A 22,798-nucleotide genomic window follows, 5' to 3' on the forward strand; every position below is an offset into this window, starting at 1 on the left:
GCAGGTCAAGAAAGCGCCGAAAGGCGCGCCTAAACCTAGCAGAGACAGCCCATGACCAACCAGATCGCACTCATCACTGGCGCCAGCCGTGGCCTTGGCCGCAACATGGCTCTTCACCTCGCCAAGCGCGGCGTCCACATCATCGGCACCTATCGCAGCGGCGTGGCAGAAGCCGAATCGCTGAAGCAGGAGATCGAAGCGCAGGGCGGCAAGGCAGCGATGCTGCCGCTCGACATCACCGATACTGCCAGCTATGAGGCTTTTTCAAACGCAATGACTGATACGTTGATGACCGAGTTCGGCCGCGAGCGTTTCGACTTTCTTGTCAACAATGCCGGTAATGGCCTCTTTTCGAACTTTATTGACGCGACCGAAGACCAGTTTGCCTCACTGGTCGCCACGCACCTTCGCGGTCCAATTTTTCTGACTCAGAAGCTGTTGCCGCTCGTAGAAGACGGCGGTCGTATCCTGAACGTTTCCTCAGGCTTCGTGCGCTTTACTCTGCCGGGCTACAGCATTTATGCGGCGGTGAAGGCCGCAGTCGAGGTGCTGACCCGTTACATGGCCGTAGAACTCGGTTCGCGCCAAATTCGGGTGAATGCGATTGCGCCAGGCGCCATCGCAACCGATTTTGGCGGTGGTGCGGTGCGCGACAATCAGGATGTGAACGCCTATGTAGCACAGGGCATCGCGCTGGGTCGTGTCGGTCTACCGGATGATATAGGCGGTGCGGTAGCCGCCATCTTGTCCGATGACATGGCCTGGGCTAACGGGACGACTTTTGACATCTCGGGCGGGCAGTTGTTGTAGCCACAGCCGCATTAATTCATCCGTCACTGCCTTATCGAGAGACCATCATGCCGCACGCTCAACTTACGCTCATCAGTCATCCGTTGTGCCCGTTCGTTCAGCGTGCGGCCATCGTGTTGCTGGAAAAGAATGTGCCCTTTGAGAGGATCGACGTCGACCTCGCCGCCAAGCCAGATTGGTTCCTGACGCTTTCGCCGACGGGAAAAGTGCCGTTACTCAAGGTGGATCTGCCGGATAGGGCGGACGCGATACTGTTCGAGAGCATGGCCATTTGCGAATATCTCAACGAAACGCAGGGTGGTATCAGCCTTTACTCCAACGACGCGCTTTCCCGCGCGCAACAGCGCGCCTGGGTAGAGTTTGGCGTGGCGGCGCTCTCCGATGCCTGGCAGTTCCTCAACGCCAAAGATCTCGCGATTGCTGACGGTAAGAAAGCTGCCTTTCGAGATAAATTGCAGCGGCTTGAGGGCAAGCTTGATCAAGTGCCCTATTTTTCAGGATCGGCGTTCGGCATGGTCGATGCGGTGTTTGCTCCTGTCTTTCGTTACTTCGACTTGCTGAGCCCGGTCGTCTCCCAGCCGATCTTCGACAACCTTCCCCGCGTATCAGCGTGGCGAGCTTCACTGGCAAGTAGGCCAAGTGTCATCTCGGCCGTGGGAGACGATTACGCCGAGCGATTTCAGCAGCACCTTGTTAAACAGCAGGCAATACTCTCAGGCTCAATCGGTAAAACCTTCCGGTAGCGTGTGTGGACATGCTCTCAATAACCATGGAGCCAACTGACTTGCGAGTATTGTCGGTCGCCTTCAGACAAAAACCGAAACATGGAACGATTACTCGTTAGATGAAAATCCTGCGTACACAAGACAGAGCTTTGCTTCGCACTGATCGATAGTGCGACGGCCTCAGATAACTTGAGTTCACTGGGCGTCTGTACTTCACCTACGTTAACTGGTTAAAGGACGCCGTCATGCCAACACCGATCGAGAATGTCACTGCCATTTTTGCGTATCGTCTACTTCAATTTCCATTTACCTGACGATGCTCAAGCGTCGTGTGACCCAGCAGGAATTGCTCTCAGATTCTTCATTCTGCGATAGATTACTTTACCTTGGCTCGCAGTAACGTGTGAGTGACTCGCCGTGAAATTTATGGATGCGGAATGTCTGCTTCAGCCGATTCCTGCCCGTCACGACTGACCGAAATCCACCCCCAAAAGCAGCCTCCCATGCATCTGCAAATCAAAGTGCACTAAACCAAGGAGGCGGCACCCTTCAAGCCCTGATCCAAAACCCTTACATCACCTATCTCCCCGCCGCCAGCTTGCCCAGTAACCACTCACTAAAACTCCGCGCCATCGGATTATTCTCACTATCACGATGAGTCAACAACGCCCAGTTGGGGCCGCGAATGGTCTCCTCAACCAGCGGTTGCAACAGCCCATTGGCGCGCGCTGGCTGACTCAATAATTGGCTGACCAAGGCGATGCCGAGCCCCGTGCACGCGGCGTCCAGCAGCAGGTCGGGGTCGGAGAAATTCAGTCCCTGATCCTTCTGGCCTACGTCGATGCCAGCTTCCACGGCCCAGTGACTCCAGTCCATTTCCCGTTCGCCATGCAGGGTGGTGCGCTGTGCGCTGGGCACTGCCAACAGGCTGGGGTGGCAGGCCGGGTAAAGGCGGTCGGCGTGCAGCACCTTGAAGCTGCATTCGGCCTGGGAGCTGATGTCGTCTCGCACGGCGAGGTCGATGGTCTGGGTCGTCATGTCCGGGACTTCGTCGGTGCTGAAGATCCACAGATCAACTTCCGGGTGTTGGCGGCGGAAATCTTCCAGGCGGGGCAGTAGCCAGTGACGGGCGAACGCCGGGGTGGTGTTGAGTACCAGTTGGTTGGGTTTTTGGTACTGCCCAAGGCGACGAATGCCGACGGCCAGTTGCTGCAGCAGTGCCTGGGTGGTGCTGAGTAAGTCGTGACCGGCATCGGTCAGGCTGACGCTGCGGCCACTGCGAAAGAACAAGGGTTGTTCCAGGTACGCCTCAAGGCTACGAATCTGCTGGCTGATCGCCGATTGGGTGAGGTGCAGCTCTTCGGCGGCCTTGTGGAAGCTGCCCAGCCGGGCGGCGGCTTCAAAGCCGCGAAGGGTGCCGAGCGGCGGCCAGTGTTTGAGCATGCTGATAAGTTCCTCTAATCATTTATCTACAAAATCCATCGTTTGTTTGCCCGTTTTTGCGGCCGTAGCATGCATGCCACTACCACATAGGCAGTTTTCATTGAACACAATGACTTAACTCAAAGGTGCTTGTCATGCAGCAGAATGAAATTCAAAACAGGGGTTGGTGGATGCCGGCTGAATGGGTCAGGCACGCCGCAACCTGGATGGTTTGGCCGCACAACCAGGCGCTCTGGGAGTCGGGTTGGGGTGTCACATTGGCACTGGTGCAAGAGGATTTCGCTCGTGTGGCCAACGCCATTGCCCGTTTTGAACCGGTGAAGATGGTCGTCGACCCTTCTGCTGTCGCGAGTGCCAAAGCGTTGTGTGGGCCAAACATCGAACTGATCGAGCTGGCGGTGAACGACAGTTGGTGCCGGGACTCTGGCCCGAGCTTCGTCTGCCACCCGCAACAGGGGCTGGCCGGTGTGAGCTGGCGCTTCAATGCGTGGGGCGGGAAGTCGGCCCATGACCTGGACGAAAGCCTGGCTCGCCGCGCACTCAATCACCTCGGCGTGGCGTGCTTCGGGACCCCGTTGAGTAACGAAGGCGGCGCCATTCATGTGGACGGCGAGGGCACGCTGATCACCACTGAGTCGGTATTGCTCAATCCCAATCGTAATCCGGGCATGAACAAGGCCGAGATGGAGGAGATCTTCACGCGTCTGTTAGGCGTGAAGAAGACCGTCTGGCTGCCGGGCGATCCAGACTATGTGACCGGCGACATGACCGACGGCCATGTCGATGGCGTGTGCGCTTTCGCCCGCCCTGGTGTGCTGCTGGTGGACGCCACTCACGACAAGCACTCGGTGTATGCCGAGGTGGTACGAGAAAACCGCCGTGCGTTGGAGCTGGCAACCGATGCCCACGGTCGACCGTTTGAGCTGATCGACCTGTATGAAGCCACCGATGCCGTGGACACCGAGGCTGAAGTGTTTTGTGCCTCCTACACCAACTTCTACATCGCCAACAACGCCATCATCATGCCGGCCTATGGCATCGATGCCGACAACGCGGCTGCCGAAGTGTTGGCTCAGGCGTTCCCCGGGCGCGAGGTGGTGCCGGTGCGGATCAATCATCTGGCCCATGGCGGTGGCGGTGTGCATTGCATCACCCAGCAACAGCCAGCTTGGCCACTGAAGGGGTAATGCCATGACCATTTTGACTGTTGCTACGACCCAGATGCCCTGCACCTGGGATCTGAAACACAACCTCGATCAGGCCGAGCAATTGGTGCGTGATGCGGCCGCCAAGGGCGCCCAAGTCATCCTGTTACAGGAGCTGTTTGCCTCACCGTATTTCTGCATTGAGCAAAGTCATAAACACCTGGCACTGGCTGAGGAATATCAGCACAGCGCCGTGCTAAAACGCTTTGCCGCGCTGGCCAGGGAATTGGGTGTGGTGCTGCCGCTGAGCTGGTTCGAGAAGGCCGGCAATGCCTACTTCAATTCATTGAGTGTGGCCGATGCCAATGGGCAATTGCTGGGGGTGTATCGCAAGACGCACATCCCCAACGCCATCGGTTATCAGGAGAAGGAATACTTCAGCCCCGGCGATACCGGTTTTCGTGTCTGGGACACTGCGTTCGGGCGTATCGGTGTGGGCATCTGTTGGGATCAGTGGTTCCCCGAGACCGCTCGCTGCCTGGCGTTGATGGGCGCCGAAGTCTTGCTGTTTCCCACCGCCATTGGCTCTGAACCTGGTTGCGCCGCGCTGGATTCACGTGACCACTGGCAGATGACCATGCGCGGCCATGCCGCCGCCAACCTCCTGCCGGTGGTGGCCGCCAACCGCATCGGCCGAGAAGTGGCGACCACCGATCCGACCCTGCAGATGAATTTCTACGGCTCGTCCTTTATCTGCAACCACAAGGGCAAGCTCCTCGCCGAAGCGGACCGCGACAGCTTGGGTGTGCTGGTACACAGCCTGGACTTGTCCGCCATGCGCGAAGAACGCCTGACCTGGGGTATCTACCGCGACCGCCGTCCGGAAATGTACGGGGCGCTGTTAAGCCTGGATGGTCGTCACATTAACGCTCGCTGGAATACTCAAGGGGTTTGACATGAACGTGACCAAAAAGCTTTTGCTCTGCTCCTTGGGATTGGCGCTGAGCGGTGTCTTGTCGTCGGTGCAGGCGGAGGAGAAGACCCTGCGGTTGTACAACTGGGCCGATTACTTCGCCGAGGACACCCTGTCCAGATTCACCGCCGAAACCGGGATCAAGGTGATCTACGACGTCATGGATGGCAGTGAAACACTGGAAGCCAAGCTGATGGCCGGCGGCAGTGGTTATGACCTGATCTTCCCGGGCGACACTGTTGGCGAGCGTCTGATGCACGCCGGCAGCTTGCAGCCACTGGACAAGTCAAAGCTCACCGCTCTGGATGACATCGAGCCGGGTTTGCAGAAACTGCGCACGCATTATCTCTACTCGAGCAAGGCCACCGTGCCCTACACGTGGGGCACCATCGGCCTGACCTACAACGCCGAGCAGATCAACAAGCGCATGCCGGATGCGCCGGTGAATAGCCTGGACATGCTGTTCAAACCGGAACTGGCCGCGAGGTTTGCGGACTGCGGTATCTCCCTGATCGACTCGCCGGACGAAGTGCTGGCGGTCGCGCTCAAGTACCTCGGTCGTGAGCCGCGCAGCGCCAAGCCGGAGGACTTGGCAGCGGCCAGTGAACTGTTGCTCAAACTGCGGCCGTACATCCGCAAGTTCCAGTCGCAACCGGTGACCGATCTGGTCAACGGCAACCTGTGCCTGTCGCTCGGTTACAGCGGCGATGTGACCCAAGCGCAACGGGCTGCAGATGCCGCCGGCAAGAAAACCACGTTCGAGTATCACATCCCGCGCGAGGGCACCACGATATGGATGGACACCATGGCGATCCCCGTCGACGCCAAGCATCCAGAATACGCCTATGCATTCATCAACTTCGTCATGCGCCCGGAGAACATGGCCGCCATCACTAACTTCACCGGTTACCCCACCTCCAATGCCAAGGCACGGCCGAGCGTCGACGCAATGATGCGTAACAACCCGGATATCTACCTCGATGACGCCACTTACCAACGACTGATCCCGGGCAAAGACATTCCCCAGGCGGATATGCGTGCGCGCATGCGGGCATGGACCAAATTCAAGACAGCTTCCGCGAAATGAACGGAGAGGTACGCATGTCGACACGTCGTGAGTTCATCAAGCAGGTATCGGTGGTTGCCAGTCTGGGCGCAGCCGCGTCCATGGGACTGGGCCTGAATGCTCCACGGCTGCAAGCAGCCATCAAGGGCAGTTGGCATATGCCGGACGAGGGCGACAAACATCGGCGGGCCTTTATCGCCTTTGGTGCACAGGAGGCCATCCACGAGGACTTCACGCCTTATGTGCAAGACGCCTTGGGGCGGATCGCCCGCACCATCGCCAGCTATGAGCCGGTCACCGTGTTCTGCCGCGAGAGCGAGCGGGATCTGGCTGAAGAAAAATGCGGTACGGGCAACATCACCTTTGTTGTCACGGAGCTGGACGATATCTGGATGCGCGATATCGGGGCCACCTTCGTTATCGATGGCGAAGGAGGGCTCGGCGCGGTGGATTTCAACTTCAACGGCTGGGGCAACAAACAGCAGCATGCCGATGATGCACAGCTGGCCGCTTCAGTCGCCCGGACCGCTGACGCCAGCTACATCCGCTGCCGGCTGGTGGGCGAGGGCGGCGCTATCGAAGTGGATGGCCACAGCACGGGGATCATGACCGAGAGTAGCTGGATCAATAGCAACCGCAATCCTGGCTGGAGCAAGGCTGATGTAGAGGACGAACTGAAGAACAGGCTTGGCTTGCGCAAAATCATCTGGCTGCCGGGAATCAAAGGCAAGGACATCACCGATGCCCATGTCGACTTCTACGCCCGCTTCGTCAAGCCGGGAGTGGTGATCGCCAACCTCGACAATGACCCCGAGTCGTATGACCACGCCGTGACGCTTGCCCATCTGGAGATTCTCAGGAAGGCCACCGATGCCGATGGCCGCGCGCTGCAAGTGCACACGGTCTCGCCTCCGCTCAATCCACGAAAGAGTCGGTTCAGCAAAAACAATCCAGACTTCGCGCCAGGCTATATCAACTACTTCGTGATCAATGGAGCGGTCATTGCGCCCGAGTTCGGCGACAAGGCGGCAGATTCCAAAGCCTTTGACCTGTTGTCCGAGCTCTACCCGGACCGAAAGGTGGTGCAGCTCAATATCGATGCCATCGCCGCCGGTGGTGGTGGCATCCATTGTGTGACCAGTCACCAGCCTTTGGTTTAGCGTGGATCAACTCGTTGCCGTCGATAAACGCTGGCTCCAGAAATGGATCAGGCGCCCAAGACGCCTGATTTGTTATTTGAAGTCGATCCGCATACCACTTGCTCAATCAATAGTTTTGGCGGGGAAGCAAGACAGTTGCTACGGTGGTGCGCCCGGAGCCACCTGCCGGCAGCTACACGAAACCCCCATTACGCACTCAACAACGGCGCCTGATCATAATTCTTGGCATAGGCATTCTCCACCCCCGGCAAAATATCGACGATGGTGAAATACCGATCCCAGAACGGCGTCTCCCGCAGATCCTCCACCAGCAGTTCATACGCATGATGACTGTCGGTTTCCCACAGCCACAGATCAGTGACCCGCGCCGAATAGAACTCGATGTCGAAAAACCGCATTGAGACCTGCGCCGCATGCTTTTGCAAAATCGGCTCCATCTGCGTGCGCATCAGCTCAAAGCGATGCTCGACTGAAAAGCCCAGCCATTCCTGGGTGGTCTTGACCAACATGAAAACACTCAGTGATGTCGTTGCCATGATAATGATTCCTGGTAGTTGAAGAGTGGGGAAAGCCAATCCAGAATACGAGTCATAACTCATATTTAAAACTCGCATCCCGATCATGACCAAACACCTCGAAATACCGCCCTCAACCCCCCGCAAAGTCCCGGTCCAGCGCCGTTCGGCCAACACCGTTGACACTATTCTCGAAGCCGCTGCTCGCATTCTCGAAACCGACGGCCTCGCCGCCTGCTCTACCAACGCCGTGGCACAGCGCGCCGGCGTAAGCATCGGCTCGCTGTACCAGTACTTCCCCAACCGCGACGCCCTGACCGTCGCCTTGATCGAACGCGAAACCACTCAGTTGCTTGATGACGTCCAGCACGTCCATCAACACGACGACGCCCTCGCACGCATCCGCGCACTGGTCCAGGCCTCCGTCGCCCACCAGCTACGGCGCCCGGAACTGGCCAGAATCATCGACTTCGAAGAGCGCCGCTTACCGCTGCAAGAGCGCCATGAGCGCGTGGCCAACGTCATTCATACCGAACTGATAGCGGCGCTGGTCCTTCCGTCAGCCCCGTGGGTCTGCGCCGATGTACTGGAGACCGCGCAAGACCTGCTGGCGATGGCGCACGGCATGATCGATGCGGCGGGGGAGCGGGGGGAGACGGATGCGGTGAGTTTGGAGGGACGGGTGATGCGAGCGTTGGTGGGTTTTTTGTGCGGGTAGTGGGCTGTCTGGGCCGGCTCTTGGCGGCCCAGACAGCCCGGATGGCGTAAGGATGGTGATCGATTGTGCTCGGCGAACCTCTGACCGGAACGGTGGGGGAGAGGTAGCGCTATCGGAACTCTCTGGAAGCTCGGCGGGGGAAGTCCTGAAATTTTGCCAAAATCAGGAAGTCTTTTTCAGAATTTCCTTAGCAGGCAGCCAATTTCAGCCTGTCACACAGGCGGAAAGTCTTCATACGATTTTGGGATGTACCCCCAAATTCTCAGAACGTCAGCGCGCACGTCAAACTCGAATCCAATGTGTGCGACGACCTTCGATATTTCGTCTGTATGGTCAATGGTTGTACGTGCAAGCAGCCTTCCTTTTGAGGGGGCTGCTTCCAACAAGCCAATGTCGAACCATTCGACGGACGCAAATGGAAACGGCAGATGGTAAAACCACTCGACATCCCACCCCGAGATGTATCCAGTGACGGACTTGAATCGGTATGACGGGCGCCAACCCTGAAGCTGGCGGAAATGGTTGATCAGCTCATCCCACTTGGTATTGTTCGATGCGCTTGCCAGGTTTCTCGCCGCTACGGCAGCATGGATTTTCTTCCGTGTTACATCATCATGGCCCGTGCCGGACTTCGGTAGCTCGCTCATATTCAGTCCTATCGATTTTTGGGTGTTCAAGAATGAATGACCGCTATTGGCTGTCAGTCACGAATGCCCCCGCAGAGGTCCCTTGAACCTCTTTTCACCTTTAGGGTGATCGCCTTTACAGACGCATTCCCATCTCGAAAGCACGAGTCTCAAACCCGAACTCTGTGTACATGCGAGCAGCACGTGCATTGAACGGCCAGACAGACAACCTCAAGTCCTGAGCGTCATGTTCGATGGCCCAGTTTTTAACGAGTTGAATAAGCCCACGTCCAATACCTTTCCCCCAAAATTGCTCGGCAACACATACCGATCCGATGCGAACAACATTCAGCGGTTGCATCAGCGGCCCAGAACTCGCCGATAGGCTGGCAGTAATGAAGGCGGCGGTCTGGTGACCGACATTGGCGATGAATACAACCTGACCCGGTTTCTCGAAAAGGCCTGACCAGTGAGGAAGGTCGCGCGAAAAGTCTTGGGTGGCAGCCGCGTAAATATCGGGACGGGCAGCGTGGTGCACCGCGTTAAGCAATTGTCCCAACTCACACATGCTAAGTGCGTCTTCTACCGTTGCGGTTCGGTAAGTAATGGCTTCGTCCATGATCTGCAACTCTCCTTGATTGTGTGGGTGGTTCGCAGGGCTCCCGGTCTTTGTCTCATGGCCGGGAGGATATTCAAATGGCTGCTTTTGGCTGATTTATTTAACCGCATTTAGTCTCGGCGCTGACAGTCTCGCGGATGGACCCTCCGGAAACAGACGCGATGAATTCGGCGGCGCTTTGGCATAGGGCTGCTCGCGATGAGCGGATGACCAACGCAAGGGGCACGGCCGAGAGCGCGTCAATGTCGATACGCTCTCCTGAGGTACCGCGAAGCGATAATGTCAGTTCCGTCCACTGGCGATCATCTGGGGTTGCACAATCACCATCAGTGTCAACATTGCAGCCTGTTCCCCATAGATGTTCGGCGACGCGATAGAAGTCTGGTAATGGTTCCGCTGGCGTGATTTGAATTGAGTAGTGAGAAGGCATGAGTTGTTGTCTCTGTCCTATCAGGAGGGTGAAGGCCCTTCTGGGCTCGAAGCGAAAACCCCCAAGTTATTGAAGCCACTGGTTTTCCAGTTTTTGACCGTCTGCCATCGACACAAGCCAGCCGTTGGTATATCCAGGCGATCGATGCTGGGAACCTATTGCAGGGTGGGATGGGCTATTTCGATATGAGTGGTCGGGTAGCATCCGCCAGGTAGTAGAGGATATAGCCGGAGTACACCAGGGAGCCTGTCGCCACTTCTGCCTTGAAGCACTCCTTGAGTGCATCCTCATCAGCAAAGCCGTACTCCGGCAGCTTGGCGTCGGCAAATCCAGCAAGTCGCCATACGTCAAACCCACTGATCTCGCCATCCTCCCCAAAATCGAAGTCTACTGCGCCCGTGGGCAAGCTGACCGCACAGCCATAGCCGTGCTTGAAGTAACGAACTCCATCCTCAAGTTCTCCGTTCTGGGGAATGTCAGTTCCAACCCAATCCGTATTGGTCGGGGGGCGCGGTATGCCGGATCGCTGCATCAAGTCCACAGCGGCTTCGACGCTTGCCTGGTAGTCGTAGATCAAGTTGGCGAGTTGGTTATTCATACTGGCTCACGTGGTAATTGTAGGGCGCTGAGTTCAGAGACCAAAGGGAGCAGGCCTCTATAGCGCTGACAGGCTGGTTCTGCCCGACACCTGCACTAACGACCTCACATATCCACGCAGCTGTACCGGACTTAATCCAAGGCGTTGCCTGAACGTGGTTGCCATGTGTGCCTGGGAGTTAAAACCGCAGGTGTGGGCGATCTCTGCCAGGCTTGCTGTCGAATCGCGTATCAGTGCGCGGGCCTTGGCAAGACGTCGGTCGATCAGGTAACTGTGCGGGCTCTTGCCCGTCGCGTTCTTGAACGCCCGCATGAAATATCCTTCGGACAATCCAAGTAAGCCCGCCATTGCCGGTATGCCCAGTGGCCCGTCGAGGCCAGCGTCAATGAACTCATCGAGCAGACGCATCCGGCTGCCGGTGATAGAGCCTTGGGGTGGAGCCGAAAATGTTTGATCGCCCGTCGCCCGTTCAGCCAATGCGAGTGCCCAGGCCTCCCAATCGTCCTCCACTGAGGCTTGCAACAACGCGCCGCGCATTCGCAGGGCGAGGGTAATGGCCTGCTGGTCAATGCGATTGTTGAATGCACTTTCCCCGACCAACACATTACCGTCAGTGCGCATTACCCGCAGGTATTCACCGCCCATGGGGGACTCGGACAGCACGTCACAGCCGGCGGGGACGAACGCCAGACCGTTGGGCATGGCATCGAAGGGCAGCACTCGGTCGCTGCCAATGGCGTGAAGGCCTCGCTGGCTGTCGAAGGCAAAGCCAATCGCTGCCTGGGGCGCTACATACCGGGTCGCGTAGGCGGCGCCGGGTAGCAATTCAATCGCCCATGGCCCTGCCTCGACTCGACGGACCGGTTCGGGGCGGGGCGTTGGCTGAAGGTGGCTTCGATGGTTCATGAACACCATAGTAGTGAAGCGGGGGCACAAAAGTCAGGTCAGTTTTTTGAAAGCCTGCGTGATGCGCCCGTATCTAGACTGGGCAAAACCTCAGGGAGACGACTCATGCTCAGACTGACTCGCGACGATATCGAACAAGCTGCTCACCACGTGTACCAGGTCATGCCCGCTACCGCCCAATACCCTTGGCCGTTGTTGGCCGAGCGGTTGGGTTGCACCGTTTGGGTCAAGCACGAAAACCACACACCTACAGGTGCTTTCAAGGTGCGTGGTGGCATTACCTTCATGCACTGGCTAAAGCGCGAGCACCCGGGCATCAAGGGTATTGTCGCCGCCACTCGCGGCAACCATGGCCAGAGCCTGGCGCTGGCAGCCGGCGCGCTGGGTTTGAGGGCGCTGATTGTAGTGCCGGAGGGTAACTCGGTAGAAAAGAACAATGCCATGCGCGCCTTTGGCGGTGAAGTGGTCGAGTGTGGCCGCGATTTCGATGACGCCCGTGAAGAGGCCGCGCGCCTGGCGCAAGCGCATGGCCTCTATCTGGTTCCACCGTTCCATGCCGAGTTGGTCAAAGGTGTGGCCACTTACGCGCTGGAGTTGTTCAAGGCTGCGCCGGATCTGGATACGGTCTACGTGCCGATTGGCTGTGGCTCGGGGATTTGTGGGGTGATCGCCGCCCGCGACGCACTTGGCCTGAACACCCGGGTGGTGGGCGTGGTTTCCACAAATGCCGAGGCCGCAAAGTTGTCGTTTGACGCAGGAGCACTATGCGAAACCGCCTCGGCGAATACCTTTGCTGACGGCCTTGCCGTGCGTAAGCCAATTCCAGAAGCCTTTGCCATCTACGCGCAAGGTGCGCAGCGAATCGTATCGGTCAGTGAGGCGCAGATTGCCGAGGCCATGTGCGTGTATTACACCGATACCCACAATCTTGCTGAAGGGGCGGGTGCGGCGGCCCTTGCGGCGCTGATTCAAGAGCGTGAAGCAATGGCTGGAAGAAGGGTGGGGGTGATTCTGTCCGGTGGGAATGTGGACCGCTCGGTGTATGCGAGAGTGATTGCGTGAAGTAAATCGATGGTGTAGATGACCGCTTTGGGTCGATTGCAGCCGGGATCGACCCAGTCACTTCAGCACCCCACAACTCAATAATCACCCACCCAAATCCCCGGCCTACGCTCACCCCAAGGCAGCGCCTGCTCCAACTGTCCCGCCAACCGCAACAGCGTATCCTCAGTCCCAAACCGTGACGCAAATTGAATGCCTATCGGTAAACCATGCTCGCAAGACATGCCCAGCGGCAAGGAGATCGCCGGAGTACCAGCGACGTTGAACACTGGTGTGAAAGGCGAGTGTTCGAAGACTCGGGAGGTCCATTGCAACCCATCCATGGTGTCGGCACCAAGGCTGTAGGTGTCGAGGGCATGAGGCAAGCGTGGCAAGGTCGGAGTCAAGAGCACGTCAAAGTCGTTGAACCAGTGAGCCACGCTGCGTGAGATGAGGTTGCGTATTTCGAGAGCGCCGGCGAAATCAACTGCGCGGGACTGTTGGCCGTAGGCGTAGCAGGCGAAGGTGGCGGGTTCCAGGGTGCTTACGTCAATGGGCCTCATGGTGGCCGCTGCAAGTCCATCAATCCAGCGCACGAGGGTGGCGCACCAGATGCTGGCATTGGCTTCTACAAAGGACTCCCACGAGGTGCCGAGCAGCGGGTTCACTCGCTCGACCTTATGACCGAGTGCTTCCAGCTCCAGCGCCACCGCGTGTGTGGCATCGGTGATTTCGGGGTCGAGCAGAGCGCCGTTCCACGGTGTGTCGAGCAGCCCGATACGCAACTGTCCCGGATCGCATCCCACCTGTGCCAGAAAGCCCTCGACCGGCGCGGCGGTGTAGTAAGGGTCGCCAGGCGCATGGCCCTGGACGATGTCCATCAATGCTGCGCTGTCGCGGACGGTTCTCGACAGGCCGAGTTGTACGCCGAAGCCGGTAAACACTTCATCCAACGACGGGCCGTGGGAGCTTCGGCCACGGGTGGGTTTGAGCCCGACCAGACCGTTAAAGGCTGCGGGCACACGGATCGAGCCTGCTGCATCGGTGGCGTGGGCTAGCGGGACGATACCGGCAGCGACTGCGGCACCCGAACCTCCGCTCGATCCGCCGGCCGATAGCCGGGCGTCCCACGGGTTGCGTGTTGGCCCTTGAAGGGTGGACTCGGTCTCCGTGCTGAAGGCCATTTCCGGCGTGGTGGTGCGCCCCAGCGTGGCGAGGCCCGCGGCGTTGAAGCGCTGCATCAGGTAGGAGTCCGACTCGGCCACCAAACCTTGGGCCAATCGGCTACCCAGCTCATTGCGCCGACCAGCCGAGGTGATCGCCAAATCCTTGATGAGGAAGGGCACGCCTGCGAGCGGCCCTGTGCCCTTGGTCACGGTGGGGGACCAATGTTCGATGATCGCGTTGATCTGTGGGTTGACGCGTTGCACGGCGTCAATCGCCAGGGCTGCCAGTTCCGTGGCGCTGACTTCGCCAGCGGCCACCAATCGGGCCAGGCCGATGCCGTCATAGGATGCGTATTCGTTCAGATTCATGAAGGGGACTCCAGTTAAGAAGCCCAATAATAGGTTGCACCCGGACGGCTGATTAGCCCATAAAAGCGGTATGAAATGTGCTGCGAGTGGCACAATGCTCCCCACTCCCAAACCTGCTGGATGTGGCTCAATGATCAGGGACTTGAACGACACGATGGTGTTTGTGCACGTGGTGCGTCTGGGCAGTTTTACCGCTGCGGCCCATGCCTTGCAGATTCCGAAGACCACCGTGAGCCGGCGTGTGCGCGAGTTGGAACAGGCCATTGGCGTGCAGCTACTGCGCCGTACCACACGCCAGTTGAGCCTCACCGAGGCTGGGGCGGTTTACTTTGATCAGTGCAAAGACATTGCCGCCACCTTGGAGCACGCCGAGCGGGCGGTGCATCAGTTACGCGATGGTCCGCGGGGCTGGTTGCGGGTGACGGTGCCGTATTCATTCGGGATCAGTTGGTTTTCACCGCTGATATCTGGATTTCGTCAGGCGTATCCGGAGATTCAGCTGGAGATTCTGGCGTCTCACGTGCCGCTGGATCTGGTCGGGGGGGAGATAGATGTGGCGCTGCGCCTGGGTGTTTTACCGGACTCAAGTCTGGTAGCCCGCCGTTTGGCCAGCTACGCCACAGGCATTTACGCAGCGCCCCACTACATCAAGCACCACGGGCAACCGGCCACACCTGACGCGCTCATCGAGCACCGCACCTTGGTGCTGCACCAGGCTCGGCGCGACGTCGGTTATGTCTGGCCGCTGCGCAAGGCCGGCGCCAAGCAGCGCAATTATCTCGTCGAGCCGTCCATCATCGCCAACGACCCCGCGCTGTTGCGCGATGCGCTGTGTGCCGGCGAAGGGTTGAGCCTGGGCATGGATCACAGCATGCAGGCTGACGTCGAGGCGGGCCGGTTGTGCCGGGTATTACCAGAGTGGATCGGCCCGCCACAGGATCTCAATGCCGTGACGGCCCGCGAGCATTTGCCGTCGCCCAAAGTAACGGCGTTTATCGGGTTTCTGAAGGCACATATGTCTGCGCAGCAGGATCGTTCTTGAGAGCTCTTGTTTTTTGTCCCCTCTTTGGAATCGCGAGTCTGTTTGCAAGTAACCGACGGGCAGAAAACGGCCAAGAGCGATCATTGAGAAGCGTAGCCAAAAGCTTGAAGTAGCCCGTGATAACGAGAAGAAAACGGCCAAAATGGAAAGCTCTAAACATGAAACCTGCCGTCGTTCTGATAGCATCAGGCCACCTATTCAGTTGGCCAATGCCGACACATACTTTTGGACACACGGAGAGTGACAGTGAAACTCCTAAACATGCTACTAGCTGGAAGCTGCGCCGCGCTGATTGCTGCCTGCAGCAGTGTAGTTCCCTATGAATCACCCGAAGATTTAGCCCGTATGAAACAAGACCTTCACTTGGAGCATTTACCGCCAGGAATGCTCCCTCTGAAATGGTCCTATTTTGAGTATGGCGTTCAAAAGGAAGGCATGGATACGGTAGATACACTTGCGCTGGTCCAACCCGGGTTACTCACACTTGTCGGGTATGAGAAAGGCCATTACGTTCGCCAGGCTGAATTCACCAGTGCCTCAACCGACTGCATGTACATTTTCAACGGTGATGTAAGCGCGCAGCCGGTGTGGTTATTGAAAGCCGATCGCCCCGTATTTCTTACTACCGGCAACAACAGAGGGCTTATTGACGTCCCCCTACGAAAAAAGCTGATCGATGAGATGACAGCCGCCGGCTTCCGTCCTCACATCGATGCCCAGGGAAAGTCCTATCAGCCAACCGGGGTCACAGAACGCAAGCTCGTTATGATGACAGGATATGGGCAGCGCGTTGAATTAATGGACCAGAATCAGGTTTACAACGTCTGTAAAAACCAAAGTTAGTCGTTGAGCTTTCGCTCGGCGATTGGCCTTCTGCTGTCCTTCGCGAAGGACAACTATGGGTCGGGAAGCGACGGTCTGACCTAGACCGTCGCAGTGGATGACTAGACTTCTGTCTGCTCTGCCATTTCTAGAGCATCGTCTACCTCGATACCCAAGTATCTGACAGTGCTTTCGAGCTTCGTATGACCAAGCAAGAGTTGGATTGCTCTCAAGTTCTTGGTCCTGCGATAGATCAACGATGCCTTGGTTCGCCGTAGCGTGTGAGTACCGTACATCGTCGGGTCAAGTCCAATGGCTGTTACCCATGCTTTGACTATTCGAGTGTATTGCCTAGTGGAGAGATGATCTGAGCCATGCAGCCGGGTCGGGAACAGAAAATCCTCACTGCGAAGCTGCGCCTGATGCATCCAAGCCTCCAGAACCGTTCGTGTTTGCTCAGTAATTTCAAACTGCACTGGATGCTGAGTTTTCTGCTGCATCACGATGGCCCGTGATGACACGTGCTCACCATGCGCAATGTCTCGTACTCGCAGCTTGGTTAAGTCGCAGGCACGCAGCTTGCGGTCGATGGCCAAGTTGAACAGCGCCAAATCACGTGTTTTCTCAGCAAGCTGAAGTCTTACGCGGATGGCCCAGATATCTCTGACTCGGAGCGGAGCTTTCTGCCCTACAAACTTTCCCTTATTCCAAGGCTGATGGGGACATATAGCAATAGTGTTCATGGCTTGTCCTCCAGGTTGAGGGAGGACAAGGGTGGATCAGTCGCAATGCGTGGTGGTCGCTAATCGACCCGAAGCGGACACTCCACTGATGCCAGGCAGATAGTTCAAGATGTGCGGCGCCGAGCCGATAAGCGAATGTTTTCGGCCAGAAGCGCGGTTAGGCCTCTGCTTTAATCAGCACGCCACTCTTAACCCGAGCATCCAGTATCGCGGAAAACTCCTCAAAATCGTGCGCGGATTCCGGGGCAACGTACATCAAGTTGCCAAAGTGGTCGGCGTAGTCTTGAAGGTAAAGGCCATGGCTCCCGTAATACTGCTGCGCGATCTCATTCCCAGCATCGTTCAAGTCCTCCTCCGTAAATTTGCCATCGCAATACCTGAAGAGAAACTCGGTGGCGGAGAGTTCGCCGCTGATCACGTGGGCGACGGCTTCAGGCTCTTCCTCGGCGTGAAAGTCGCCAGCCCAGCCTTTAACAAAACACCATCTCAAGAACAGCGCTATGTGTGTGCCGCCGTGCTCCTGTGGTTGGCCTGCTGGAAAGTCTCCGCCATGGTGCCAGCTTGCATCATCGTATTTCATGGGCGTCCTTGAGATGTTTTGCGTTGAAATGGGGGCTTGATTTATCACGTTCTCGCAGGGATAGGGGAGGTCTGTTTTCACTTTCATCCAGCAGGCAAATACAGGACTGTCGTTGTCCTACCTGGCAATGAACAAAATGATTCGCCACGTCTCCATTGCTGCCTCTTGACTGCGGATGTCCACTTTTGGCCGTTTTCTGCCAGTTGTGAGCGGCTCAAAACGACCCTCAACGGTCGTACACATTTCTCGTCAGCGGCCATCCAGGCGAGCACTGGCGCCGCCGCTGCACTCGGGGCCTTACCTAGAGGCGCATGATGCATCGCCTTCATCGGCCCTTGCGCCGGAAGGAGAACACGGTACCGCTGCAGCCGTTGTCGTCCCGCAGGTAGACGTCGAAGGTCTTGCCGACGACGGCGTAGCTGACCGTCACGACGCCCACGTCGTTGGACAGATAATTGCCCGACATCGCCGGCGTGAAATCGATCGCGTCGCGGGCGAGCAGGTAGAGATGCTCGTTATAGACGGTGGTGGCGGGCGACAGCGTCTTCAGGTGATCCTCCATTACGCTGTTGAGGGGCTGGCTGATCTCGTACTCTATGCCAGCGTTGTGGGGCTGGCTGATCTCGTACTGCATGCCAGTGTCGCGGTACGGGATCGACAGCAGCACCTTGCCATCGACTCTCAGGCGCGTGGCGAGCGAGGTGTCCAAAGTGACCGTCATGCTGTTGAGCCGGTGCCGGTCCCCGCGTGTCAGGCTCACGTCTGAGACCTCGCCGTGCCCATCCTCGACGACCGAGAAGTTCGATTTCCATCGGCCTTTGTCTCGCCACGACTCCCACACGCCGCTGGGGCAGCCCACGCCGCTGACGCTATCGAGCGCATAAGTGCCGATCGCCTGCGTGAGAATCTCGCGCTTCGAGCCAATGATGATTTCCGAGGTCTGACGCGCGTCAACGGGCAAGCGCCGGTCGCCACGGGCCGATGCCCAGTTGCCGTCGAGCGTGTCGCTGGCCACCTTGCCGGTGAAGGTGCCGGTACGTTGGCCCGCACTCCCGAACTCGTTCATCGTAAAGGTCCCTGATGGGTCGATCTCGCCGCTCAGGTAGATATCATTGCGCTTGCCGGCATGGCGATAGCTTCCCGTCAGCCTGCCGTCGACATTCTTGAGATTCATCGTAAACGCATAGCGATCGCCAATGCGGCCCGCGAAGGTCTTGTGGAAGTACTGAGGGTCGGCCAGCGCCGTGGTGGCGGTCATCCAGGACAGAAGCACGGCGACGATCTGCAGGGCTGGACGAAACATGGAGAGCGCTCGGGATTGAAGGTGGCGCAATTGTGACACTCCGTGCCGATCGGTGACACGCGACCACGCGCGGAAATCGCTTGGCTGGAAGAATTCTCAGCCTAGTGATCGTCAGCAATTTCGGACCAGGCTTCGACGGACCGCTCCTGGCCGATTTCTGCCTGCCACCACCGGTTGAATCCACAGCCAGAAGCTGCCATTCGAAGGTGTCTACCAATCCAGGGGCGATTCACAGTGTCGATCCGCTGTTTGCACGTTAATCACTGACTCCGCCCCCCGCACGCTCTTGGATTTTCAAACGCCAACTGGTAGCGTGCAGCACCTCGCTGTATTGCCCGATCCCTTTCGTCATCGTTGCCAGTCCAAGGCAGACGCACGCGGATACCCGCTGCCCCACTCAAAGGCGCTGCGCAGGACGCATCGGGCGATGCACAGTCATTCGCAAATGGAGTTCACAATGACGCAAAACAGCACCGTGCTGTCTGGCATCCAGCTGGATCAATTCATGGACCGTCTTGAGGTCGAGCATCAGGAACACGGTGCCGACTACCTGCTGGGCCAGCTGCGCGCCCAGCCGCTCAAGGCGGCCTCGCTGGAGTCGATCGACCGTCTGCACGTGCTGTGGGTCAACGCCGGTGACGCTGACGCGGCCAAGGCGGTACTGGCCGACGACGGCCAGGCACTGATCGAGGCTACGCCTGACGACGCGCGCAACGAACTCAAGGTCAATCTGCTGATCTGCCAACTGCGGCTGGGCAACTACCTCAAAGACGAGCAGGGCCTGCTGCAGGCGCTCGACACCCTGCAGCAATTGACCAACGAGCCGCTGCCGTTCGACATCGAGCAGTACCGGCGCTACCGCATTTTCGACGATCTGCAGCACACCACCCTCGACGTCGCCCTCAAGGTCATCGAGGTGCGTCGCACCCTGGCCCTGATCAACCCCGGCCGTCACGCCCTGCGGGCCTGGGACGATGCCGATCAACACCGGCGCCGGGCCCGGGTGCTGGCCGCCCATGACCGTGACGAAGAGGCTCGCGAAGCCGCGCTGGCGGCAATTGCCGCGTTGCGCACCGCCGGCGAAAATCAGGATGTCGACGGTAACGACTGGCTGTGGCTGGGTGATGCGCTGATCGACATCGTGCCGTTGCGCCTGGCGATGTTCGAGCAACCTGTGGTGCGGTTGATCGCCGAATTGTCGCTGCCCCAGCGCCGGGAATGGGAAGTGCGCCTGGCGCGTCTGGCCGCCCGTTCACTGCAGGCCCAGGGCGACCTGGCCGGCGCATTGAAAATCTGTGAAGTGGCGACCCTGAGCCTGGAGTCCAGCGGCGGTGACAACTTCGTTGATTTCCATTTGCCCTGGCTGCTTGAGAACGGCCAGATCGACGAGGCCGGGCAACGTGCGTTCATGGAAATCTATGAAGTGCGCGACGAAATGTGGCCGGGCACGGCCTTCTGGGTACACGATCGCCTGCTCGATGCCGAGGACCAGTCCGCGTGGTGGCCGTTGTGCGTGATGCGTGCCTGTGACGATCAAGCGGTGCTGGAGCGGTTCATTTCCGGCCTGCCGTGGCGTGACGAGTCGACGCCGTCCCAGGGCCCGCTGCTCGATGCACTGCATGCCGCGCGCGATGACCTTGAGCAAATCGACAACGTCTTCGCCCAGGCCCTTGCAGAAGCCCGGCGCCGCGCGCCGAACCACCCGTGGATCACCCGCCTGATGGCGGTGCGTGAACGCCAGGCCGGGCGCATCGACGTCAACACCGAACTTACGATGCTGCGCGAAGCCGTCCCGGCCGGCGATATGCAGGACAACCGCAGCGCCTACAGCCTGGTCAGCGCCCATGCCAGTGTGTTCGGCATTATCGATGCCCTGCGCCAACCCTTGCCGCCAATGGCCAGTGGCATGTACTACTACCAGTTCGCGAACGCCATCGACGACCTGGTCGAAGCGCAAGTCGAGAAGCTCTCGAGCGAGGAGGCAGATCAGGCCTGGTCGCTGCTGCGCGAAGTACAAAAGGTTGCCTACGAACACGGCCAGGCCCGTATGGAGCAATGCTTCGCCAGCGGCCGCGGGCACCGCTTCGATGCCTGCGCGCACCTGTATTCGATGCTGTGCAACAACCTGGCGATCAACTACCGCTGCTACAACGACCAGCGCATGTATGAACAGGCCCTTGAGTTGCATACCCGCGGTATCGCCGCCAGCTCGTTCGCAGAACATTATCAGGGCATCCTCCAAAACCGCATTCTGTTGGAGGATAACCCGGGCATCGCCGAAGCCGCCGAACAACTCTGGCACTACGCAGCCGACTATGGCTACAGCCGCCACGACCCGGAAGAATACCTGCAGGACGTCGCCCGCGCCCTGTACCGCCTGGACCGCGACCGCGAGATTCTGATCTGGCTGGAGCGTATTCTCAAATGGCAGGAAGAGCGCGGAATCAGCGACAAGGAGCTGAAATACTCGCCGCTGTTCGCACGGATAAAAGTTGCCATGTACCTGTCGTACAGCCTGCCGGAGGCGGCCACCAGCCTGTGGCTGCGTTACGCGCCGCACATCAATGAACGCGACGAATCCTCCCTGCTGGGCTGCGCCGGCGATGTGCTCAAGGGCCTCGGGCGCAAGGAAGAGGCCCTGGCCTATTACCAGCGTTCCATCCTGCGCAGTGACCCGAACAACAAGGTTGACCAGGGCAACAATGAAATCTTCCGTCAGAGCATCGCCGAGCTGCAGGCTTCGGAAAAACCGGCCGGCAAGGCCTGGTGGCAGATATGGAAGTGACACCAGAGTTGCGACAGTCCGGTTACGCCCCGCGCAACGCACTCAATGCCGATCAACTCAAGCGCGGCATTGCCGAGCGCAGCAAGGCCCGCGGTGATGCGCCAGAGGTGGGCAAATGGTTGCTCAACCATTTCTACCGTCATCTGGTCGGCAACTTCGAGCCTGCTCGGCGGATCCTGACCCTGGAGCAGGCTGTCGAGGCACTGGGAGCCGAGCCGCCGTCATGGGTGGCCAGGCATTTAAGCGACGCCGGCAAAGATTCGCAGCAGGCGCTTGCGCCGCTGGTCTGGGTCGATCCGCAGCAGGCGCCACTGCTGGCCCAGGAGGCCTTGCTGGTGGAGTTCCTGACCTCGCGTCAGGGCACGGCGCTGGCTGGCAAGCTCGACCGTATCAACTGCCCGCAGGCGCTGGCACTGTGGGAAAAGGAACACGTGCAGATGACTGCGCGGGTCGAGCAGGGCTGGCGCCAGAGCCAGCCCGAGGCCTTGCTCACACGGGTGACCACCGCTGAGCACGTACTGCAGGAGCTGCGCCCCGAGAGTTCTTTGCTGCGCGCGGAAATGGCCTTTGAAAGCTACGTGATGCGCCACTGCCTGGGCCAGTTCGCCGATCGCCGCGCCTTGACCGGCGGCTACGGCGAGCGCTATGCCGAAGCGGTGGAGCAGCGGCGCATGCGCGTGTTCAGTTTTCGCGACGGCCAGGGCCAGCCACACATCACCATCAGCCTGATCGTCCAGGCCGACGGCACCTTGACCGTCGAGCAGGTCAAGGGCAAGCAGAACCGGCCGCCGGTCGAGCGCTATTACCAGGACCTGCTGCAGTGCCTGAATGCCCTGGGCACCGACCAGCAGACGCCCGCCGACTGCATCGCCATCGGCATCGTGCGCACCGAAGCCGGCTGGCTGCGCATCGAAGAGGTCAGCGACCCGACCGCCCAGACTCGCCTGGTGGCCCGTTATCCGCAACTGTACGAGCGCCTCGATGCGCCTTCGGCCATGGTCGAATGGCTGGTGGCCGGGCGTCAGCCGCAGCAGTTCTTGCAGGTTGCCCCGCAAGCGGTGTCGGTCAAGTACGCCACCCGGCATATTTTCAGTAAACGCATTGAGCGTCAGCCTAATGACCCGCTGTACCTGACCGAAGGTGTGCCGTGGCCGGACATGGCCTCGCCCCTGGCCGAGGAAATCCAGGCCTGGCAGGCCCGGTCAAGGTAAGG

General features: G+C 58.9%; 22 protein-coding genes. 12 read left to right on the plus strand and 10 right to left on the minus strand.

Annotated elements, in window-relative coordinates; all coding sequences use genetic code 11:
• Positions 1-51 precede the first annotated feature (51 nt).
• A complete protein-coding gene (locus KRR23_RS04100) occupies positions 52-810 on the plus strand; it encodes an SDR family NAD(P)-dependent oxidoreductase (RefSeq protein WP_216741462.1) in 759 nt (252 codons plus the stop codon).
• 47 nt (positions 811-857) lie between these two features.
• On the plus strand, positions 858-1,553 hold the full coding sequence (locus KRR23_RS04105) for a glutathione S-transferase family protein (protein WP_216741463.1): 696 nt from the start codon (positions 858-860) through the stop codon (positions 1,551-1,553).
• A gap of 561 nt (positions 1,554-2,114) precedes the next feature.
• Here KRR23_RS04105 and KRR23_RS04110 read toward each other — a convergent pair.
• The gene (locus KRR23_RS04110) at positions 2,115-2,978 is read right to left on the minus strand and encodes a LysR substrate-binding domain-containing protein (RefSeq protein WP_216741464.1); all 864 of its coding nucleotides are present in this window, start codon (positions 2,976-2,978) and stop codon (positions 2,115-2,117) included.
• A gap of 134 nt (positions 2,979-3,112) precedes the next feature.
• Here KRR23_RS04110 and KRR23_RS04115 point away from each other — a divergent pair, with 134 nt between their 5' ends.
• The 4 genes from KRR23_RS04115 to KRR23_RS04130 are packed head-to-tail and all read left to right on the plus strand — an operon-like array spanning position 3,113 to position 7,322.
• The gene (locus tag KRR23_RS04115; RefSeq protein ID WP_216741465.1) at positions 3,113-4,165 is read left to right on the plus strand and encodes an agmatine/peptidylarginine deiminase; all 1,053 of its coding nucleotides are present in this window, start codon (positions 3,113-3,115) and stop codon (positions 4,163-4,165) included.
• Between the two features lie 4 nt (positions 4,166-4,169).
• On the plus strand, positions 4,170-5,078 hold the full coding sequence (gene aguB, locus KRR23_RS04120; RefSeq protein WP_216741466.1) for an N-carbamoylputrescine amidase: 909 nt from the start codon (positions 4,170-4,172) through the stop codon (positions 5,076-5,078).
• Between the two features lies 1 nt (position 5,079).
• Complete coding sequence (locus KRR23_RS04125; protein ID WP_216741467.1) at positions 5,080-6,183, plus strand: extracellular solute-binding protein; 1,104 nt, start codon at positions 5,080-5,082, stop codon at positions 6,181-6,183.
• Between the two features lie 14 nt (positions 6,184-6,197).
• Positions 6,198-7,322 (plus strand): agmatine/peptidylarginine deiminase, encoded by a 1,125-nt coding sequence (locus tag KRR23_RS04130; RefSeq protein WP_216741468.1) that lies wholly within the window; start codon positions 6,198-6,200, stop codon positions 7,320-7,322.
• A 188-nt stretch (positions 7,323-7,510) separates the two neighbouring features.
• Here the strand turns inward: KRR23_RS04130 and KRR23_RS04135 are convergent, their stop codons facing one another.
• A complete protein-coding gene (locus KRR23_RS04135; protein ID WP_216741469.1) occupies positions 7,511-7,858 on the minus strand; it encodes a darcynin family protein in 348 nt (115 codons plus the stop codon).
• Between the two features lie 85 nt (positions 7,859-7,943).
• Between KRR23_RS04135 and KRR23_RS04140 the strand changes: the two genes are divergently transcribed.
• Entirely contained in the window at positions 7,944-8,555 is a 612-nt protein-coding gene (locus KRR23_RS04140) for a TetR/AcrR family transcriptional regulator (protein WP_216741470.1), read from the plus strand.
• Positions 8,556-8,767: 212 nt separating this feature from the next.
• On the opposite strand, the gene KRR23_RS04145 is transcribed toward KRR23_RS04140, so the two are convergent.
• The 4 genes from KRR23_RS04145 to KRR23_RS04160 all read right to left on the minus strand — a co-directional run bounded on the left by KRR23_RS04145 (position 8,768) and on the right by KRR23_RS04160 (position 11,743).
• Positions 8,768-9,202 (minus strand): DUF6678 family protein, encoded by a 435-nt coding sequence (locus KRR23_RS04145; RefSeq protein ID WP_054598013.1) that lies wholly within the window; start codon positions 9,200-9,202, stop codon positions 8,768-8,770.
• A gap of 115 nt (positions 9,203-9,317) precedes the next feature.
• Positions 9,318-9,800 (minus strand): GNAT family N-acetyltransferase, encoded by a 483-nt coding sequence (locus tag KRR23_RS04150; RefSeq protein WP_054598012.1) that lies wholly within the window; start codon positions 9,798-9,800, stop codon positions 9,318-9,320.
• Positions 9,801-10,405: 605 nt separating this feature from the next.
• Positions 10,406-10,828, minus strand: a complete 423-nt coding sequence (locus KRR23_RS04155) for a hypothetical protein (RefSeq protein WP_216741471.1) — start codon at positions 10,826-10,828, stop codon at positions 10,406-10,408.
• Positions 10,829-10,885: 57 nt separating this feature from the next.
• The gene (locus tag KRR23_RS04160) at positions 10,886-11,743 is read right to left on the minus strand and encodes a helix-turn-helix transcriptional regulator (RefSeq protein ID WP_216741472.1); all 858 of its coding nucleotides are present in this window, start codon (positions 11,741-11,743) and stop codon (positions 10,886-10,888) included.
• Between the two features lie 96 nt (positions 11,744-11,839).
• On the opposite strand from KRR23_RS04160, the gene KRR23_RS04165 reads away from it, so the two are divergent.
• On the plus strand, positions 11,840-12,796 hold the full coding sequence (locus KRR23_RS04165) for a threonine dehydratase (protein WP_216741473.1): 957 nt from the start codon (positions 11,840-11,842) through the stop codon (positions 12,794-12,796).
• A 77-nt stretch (positions 12,797-12,873) separates the two neighbouring features.
• Here KRR23_RS04165 and KRR23_RS04170 read toward each other — a convergent pair whose 3' ends face one another.
• Positions 12,874-14,310 (minus strand): amidase, encoded by a 1,437-nt coding sequence (locus KRR23_RS04170; protein WP_216741474.1) that lies wholly within the window; start codon positions 14,308-14,310, stop codon positions 12,874-12,876.
• A gap of 130 nt (positions 14,311-14,440) precedes the next feature.
• Between KRR23_RS04170 and KRR23_RS04175 the strand changes: the two genes are divergently transcribed.
• On the plus strand, positions 14,441-15,352 hold the full coding sequence (locus tag KRR23_RS04175) for a LysR family transcriptional regulator (RefSeq protein WP_216741475.1): 912 nt from the start codon (positions 14,441-14,443) through the stop codon (positions 15,350-15,352).
• 246 nt (positions 15,353-15,598) lie between these two features.
• Positions 15,599-16,195 carry a hypothetical protein gene (locus KRR23_RS04180; RefSeq protein WP_216741476.1) on the plus strand — a complete coding sequence of 199 codons (597 nt, stop codon included), beginning with the start codon at positions 15,599-15,601 and terminating at the stop codon, positions 16,193-16,195.
• A gap of 101 nt (positions 16,196-16,296) precedes the next feature.
• Here the strand turns inward: KRR23_RS04180 and KRR23_RS04185 are convergent, their stop codons facing one another.
• The 3 genes from KRR23_RS04185 to KRR23_RS04195 all read right to left on the minus strand — a co-directional run bounded on the left by KRR23_RS04185 (position 16,297) and on the right by KRR23_RS04195 (position 18,800).
• Complete coding sequence (locus KRR23_RS04185; protein ID WP_216741477.1) at positions 16,297-16,917, minus strand: tyrosine-type recombinase/integrase; 621 nt, start codon at positions 16,915-16,917, stop codon at positions 16,297-16,299.
• Between the two features lie 157 nt (positions 16,918-17,074).
• The gene (locus KRR23_RS04190) at positions 17,075-17,497 is read right to left on the minus strand and encodes a hypothetical protein (protein WP_216741478.1); all 423 of its coding nucleotides are present in this window, start codon (positions 17,495-17,497) and stop codon (positions 17,075-17,077) included.
• A 325-nt stretch (positions 17,498-17,822) separates the two neighbouring features.
• On the minus strand, positions 17,823-18,800 hold the full coding sequence (locus KRR23_RS04195; protein ID WP_216741479.1) for a hypothetical protein: 978 nt from the start codon (positions 18,798-18,800) through the stop codon (positions 17,823-17,825).
• A gap of 457 nt (positions 18,801-19,257) precedes the next feature.
• Here KRR23_RS04195 and KRR23_RS04200 point away from each other — a divergent pair, with 457 nt between their 5' ends.
• Complete coding sequence (locus KRR23_RS04200; RefSeq protein WP_216741480.1) at positions 19,258-21,585, plus strand: hypothetical protein; 2,328 nt, start codon at positions 19,258-19,260, stop codon at positions 21,583-21,585.
• Positions 21,576-22,796: a hypothetical protein gene (locus KRR23_RS04205; protein ID WP_216741481.1), complete on the plus strand. Its 1,221-nt coding sequence runs from the start codon at positions 21,576-21,578 to the stop codon at positions 22,794-22,796. Before KRR23_RS04200 ends, KRR23_RS04205 begins: the two co-directional genes overlap by 10 nt.
• Positions 22,797-22,798 lie beyond the last annotated feature (2 nt).

The sequence above is a fragment of the Pseudomonas sp. CVAP#3 genome, assembly GCF_018986375.1.
Lineage (GTDB): Bacteria > Pseudomonadota > Gammaproteobacteria > Pseudomonadales > Pseudomonadaceae > Aquipseudomonas > Aquipseudomonas helvetica.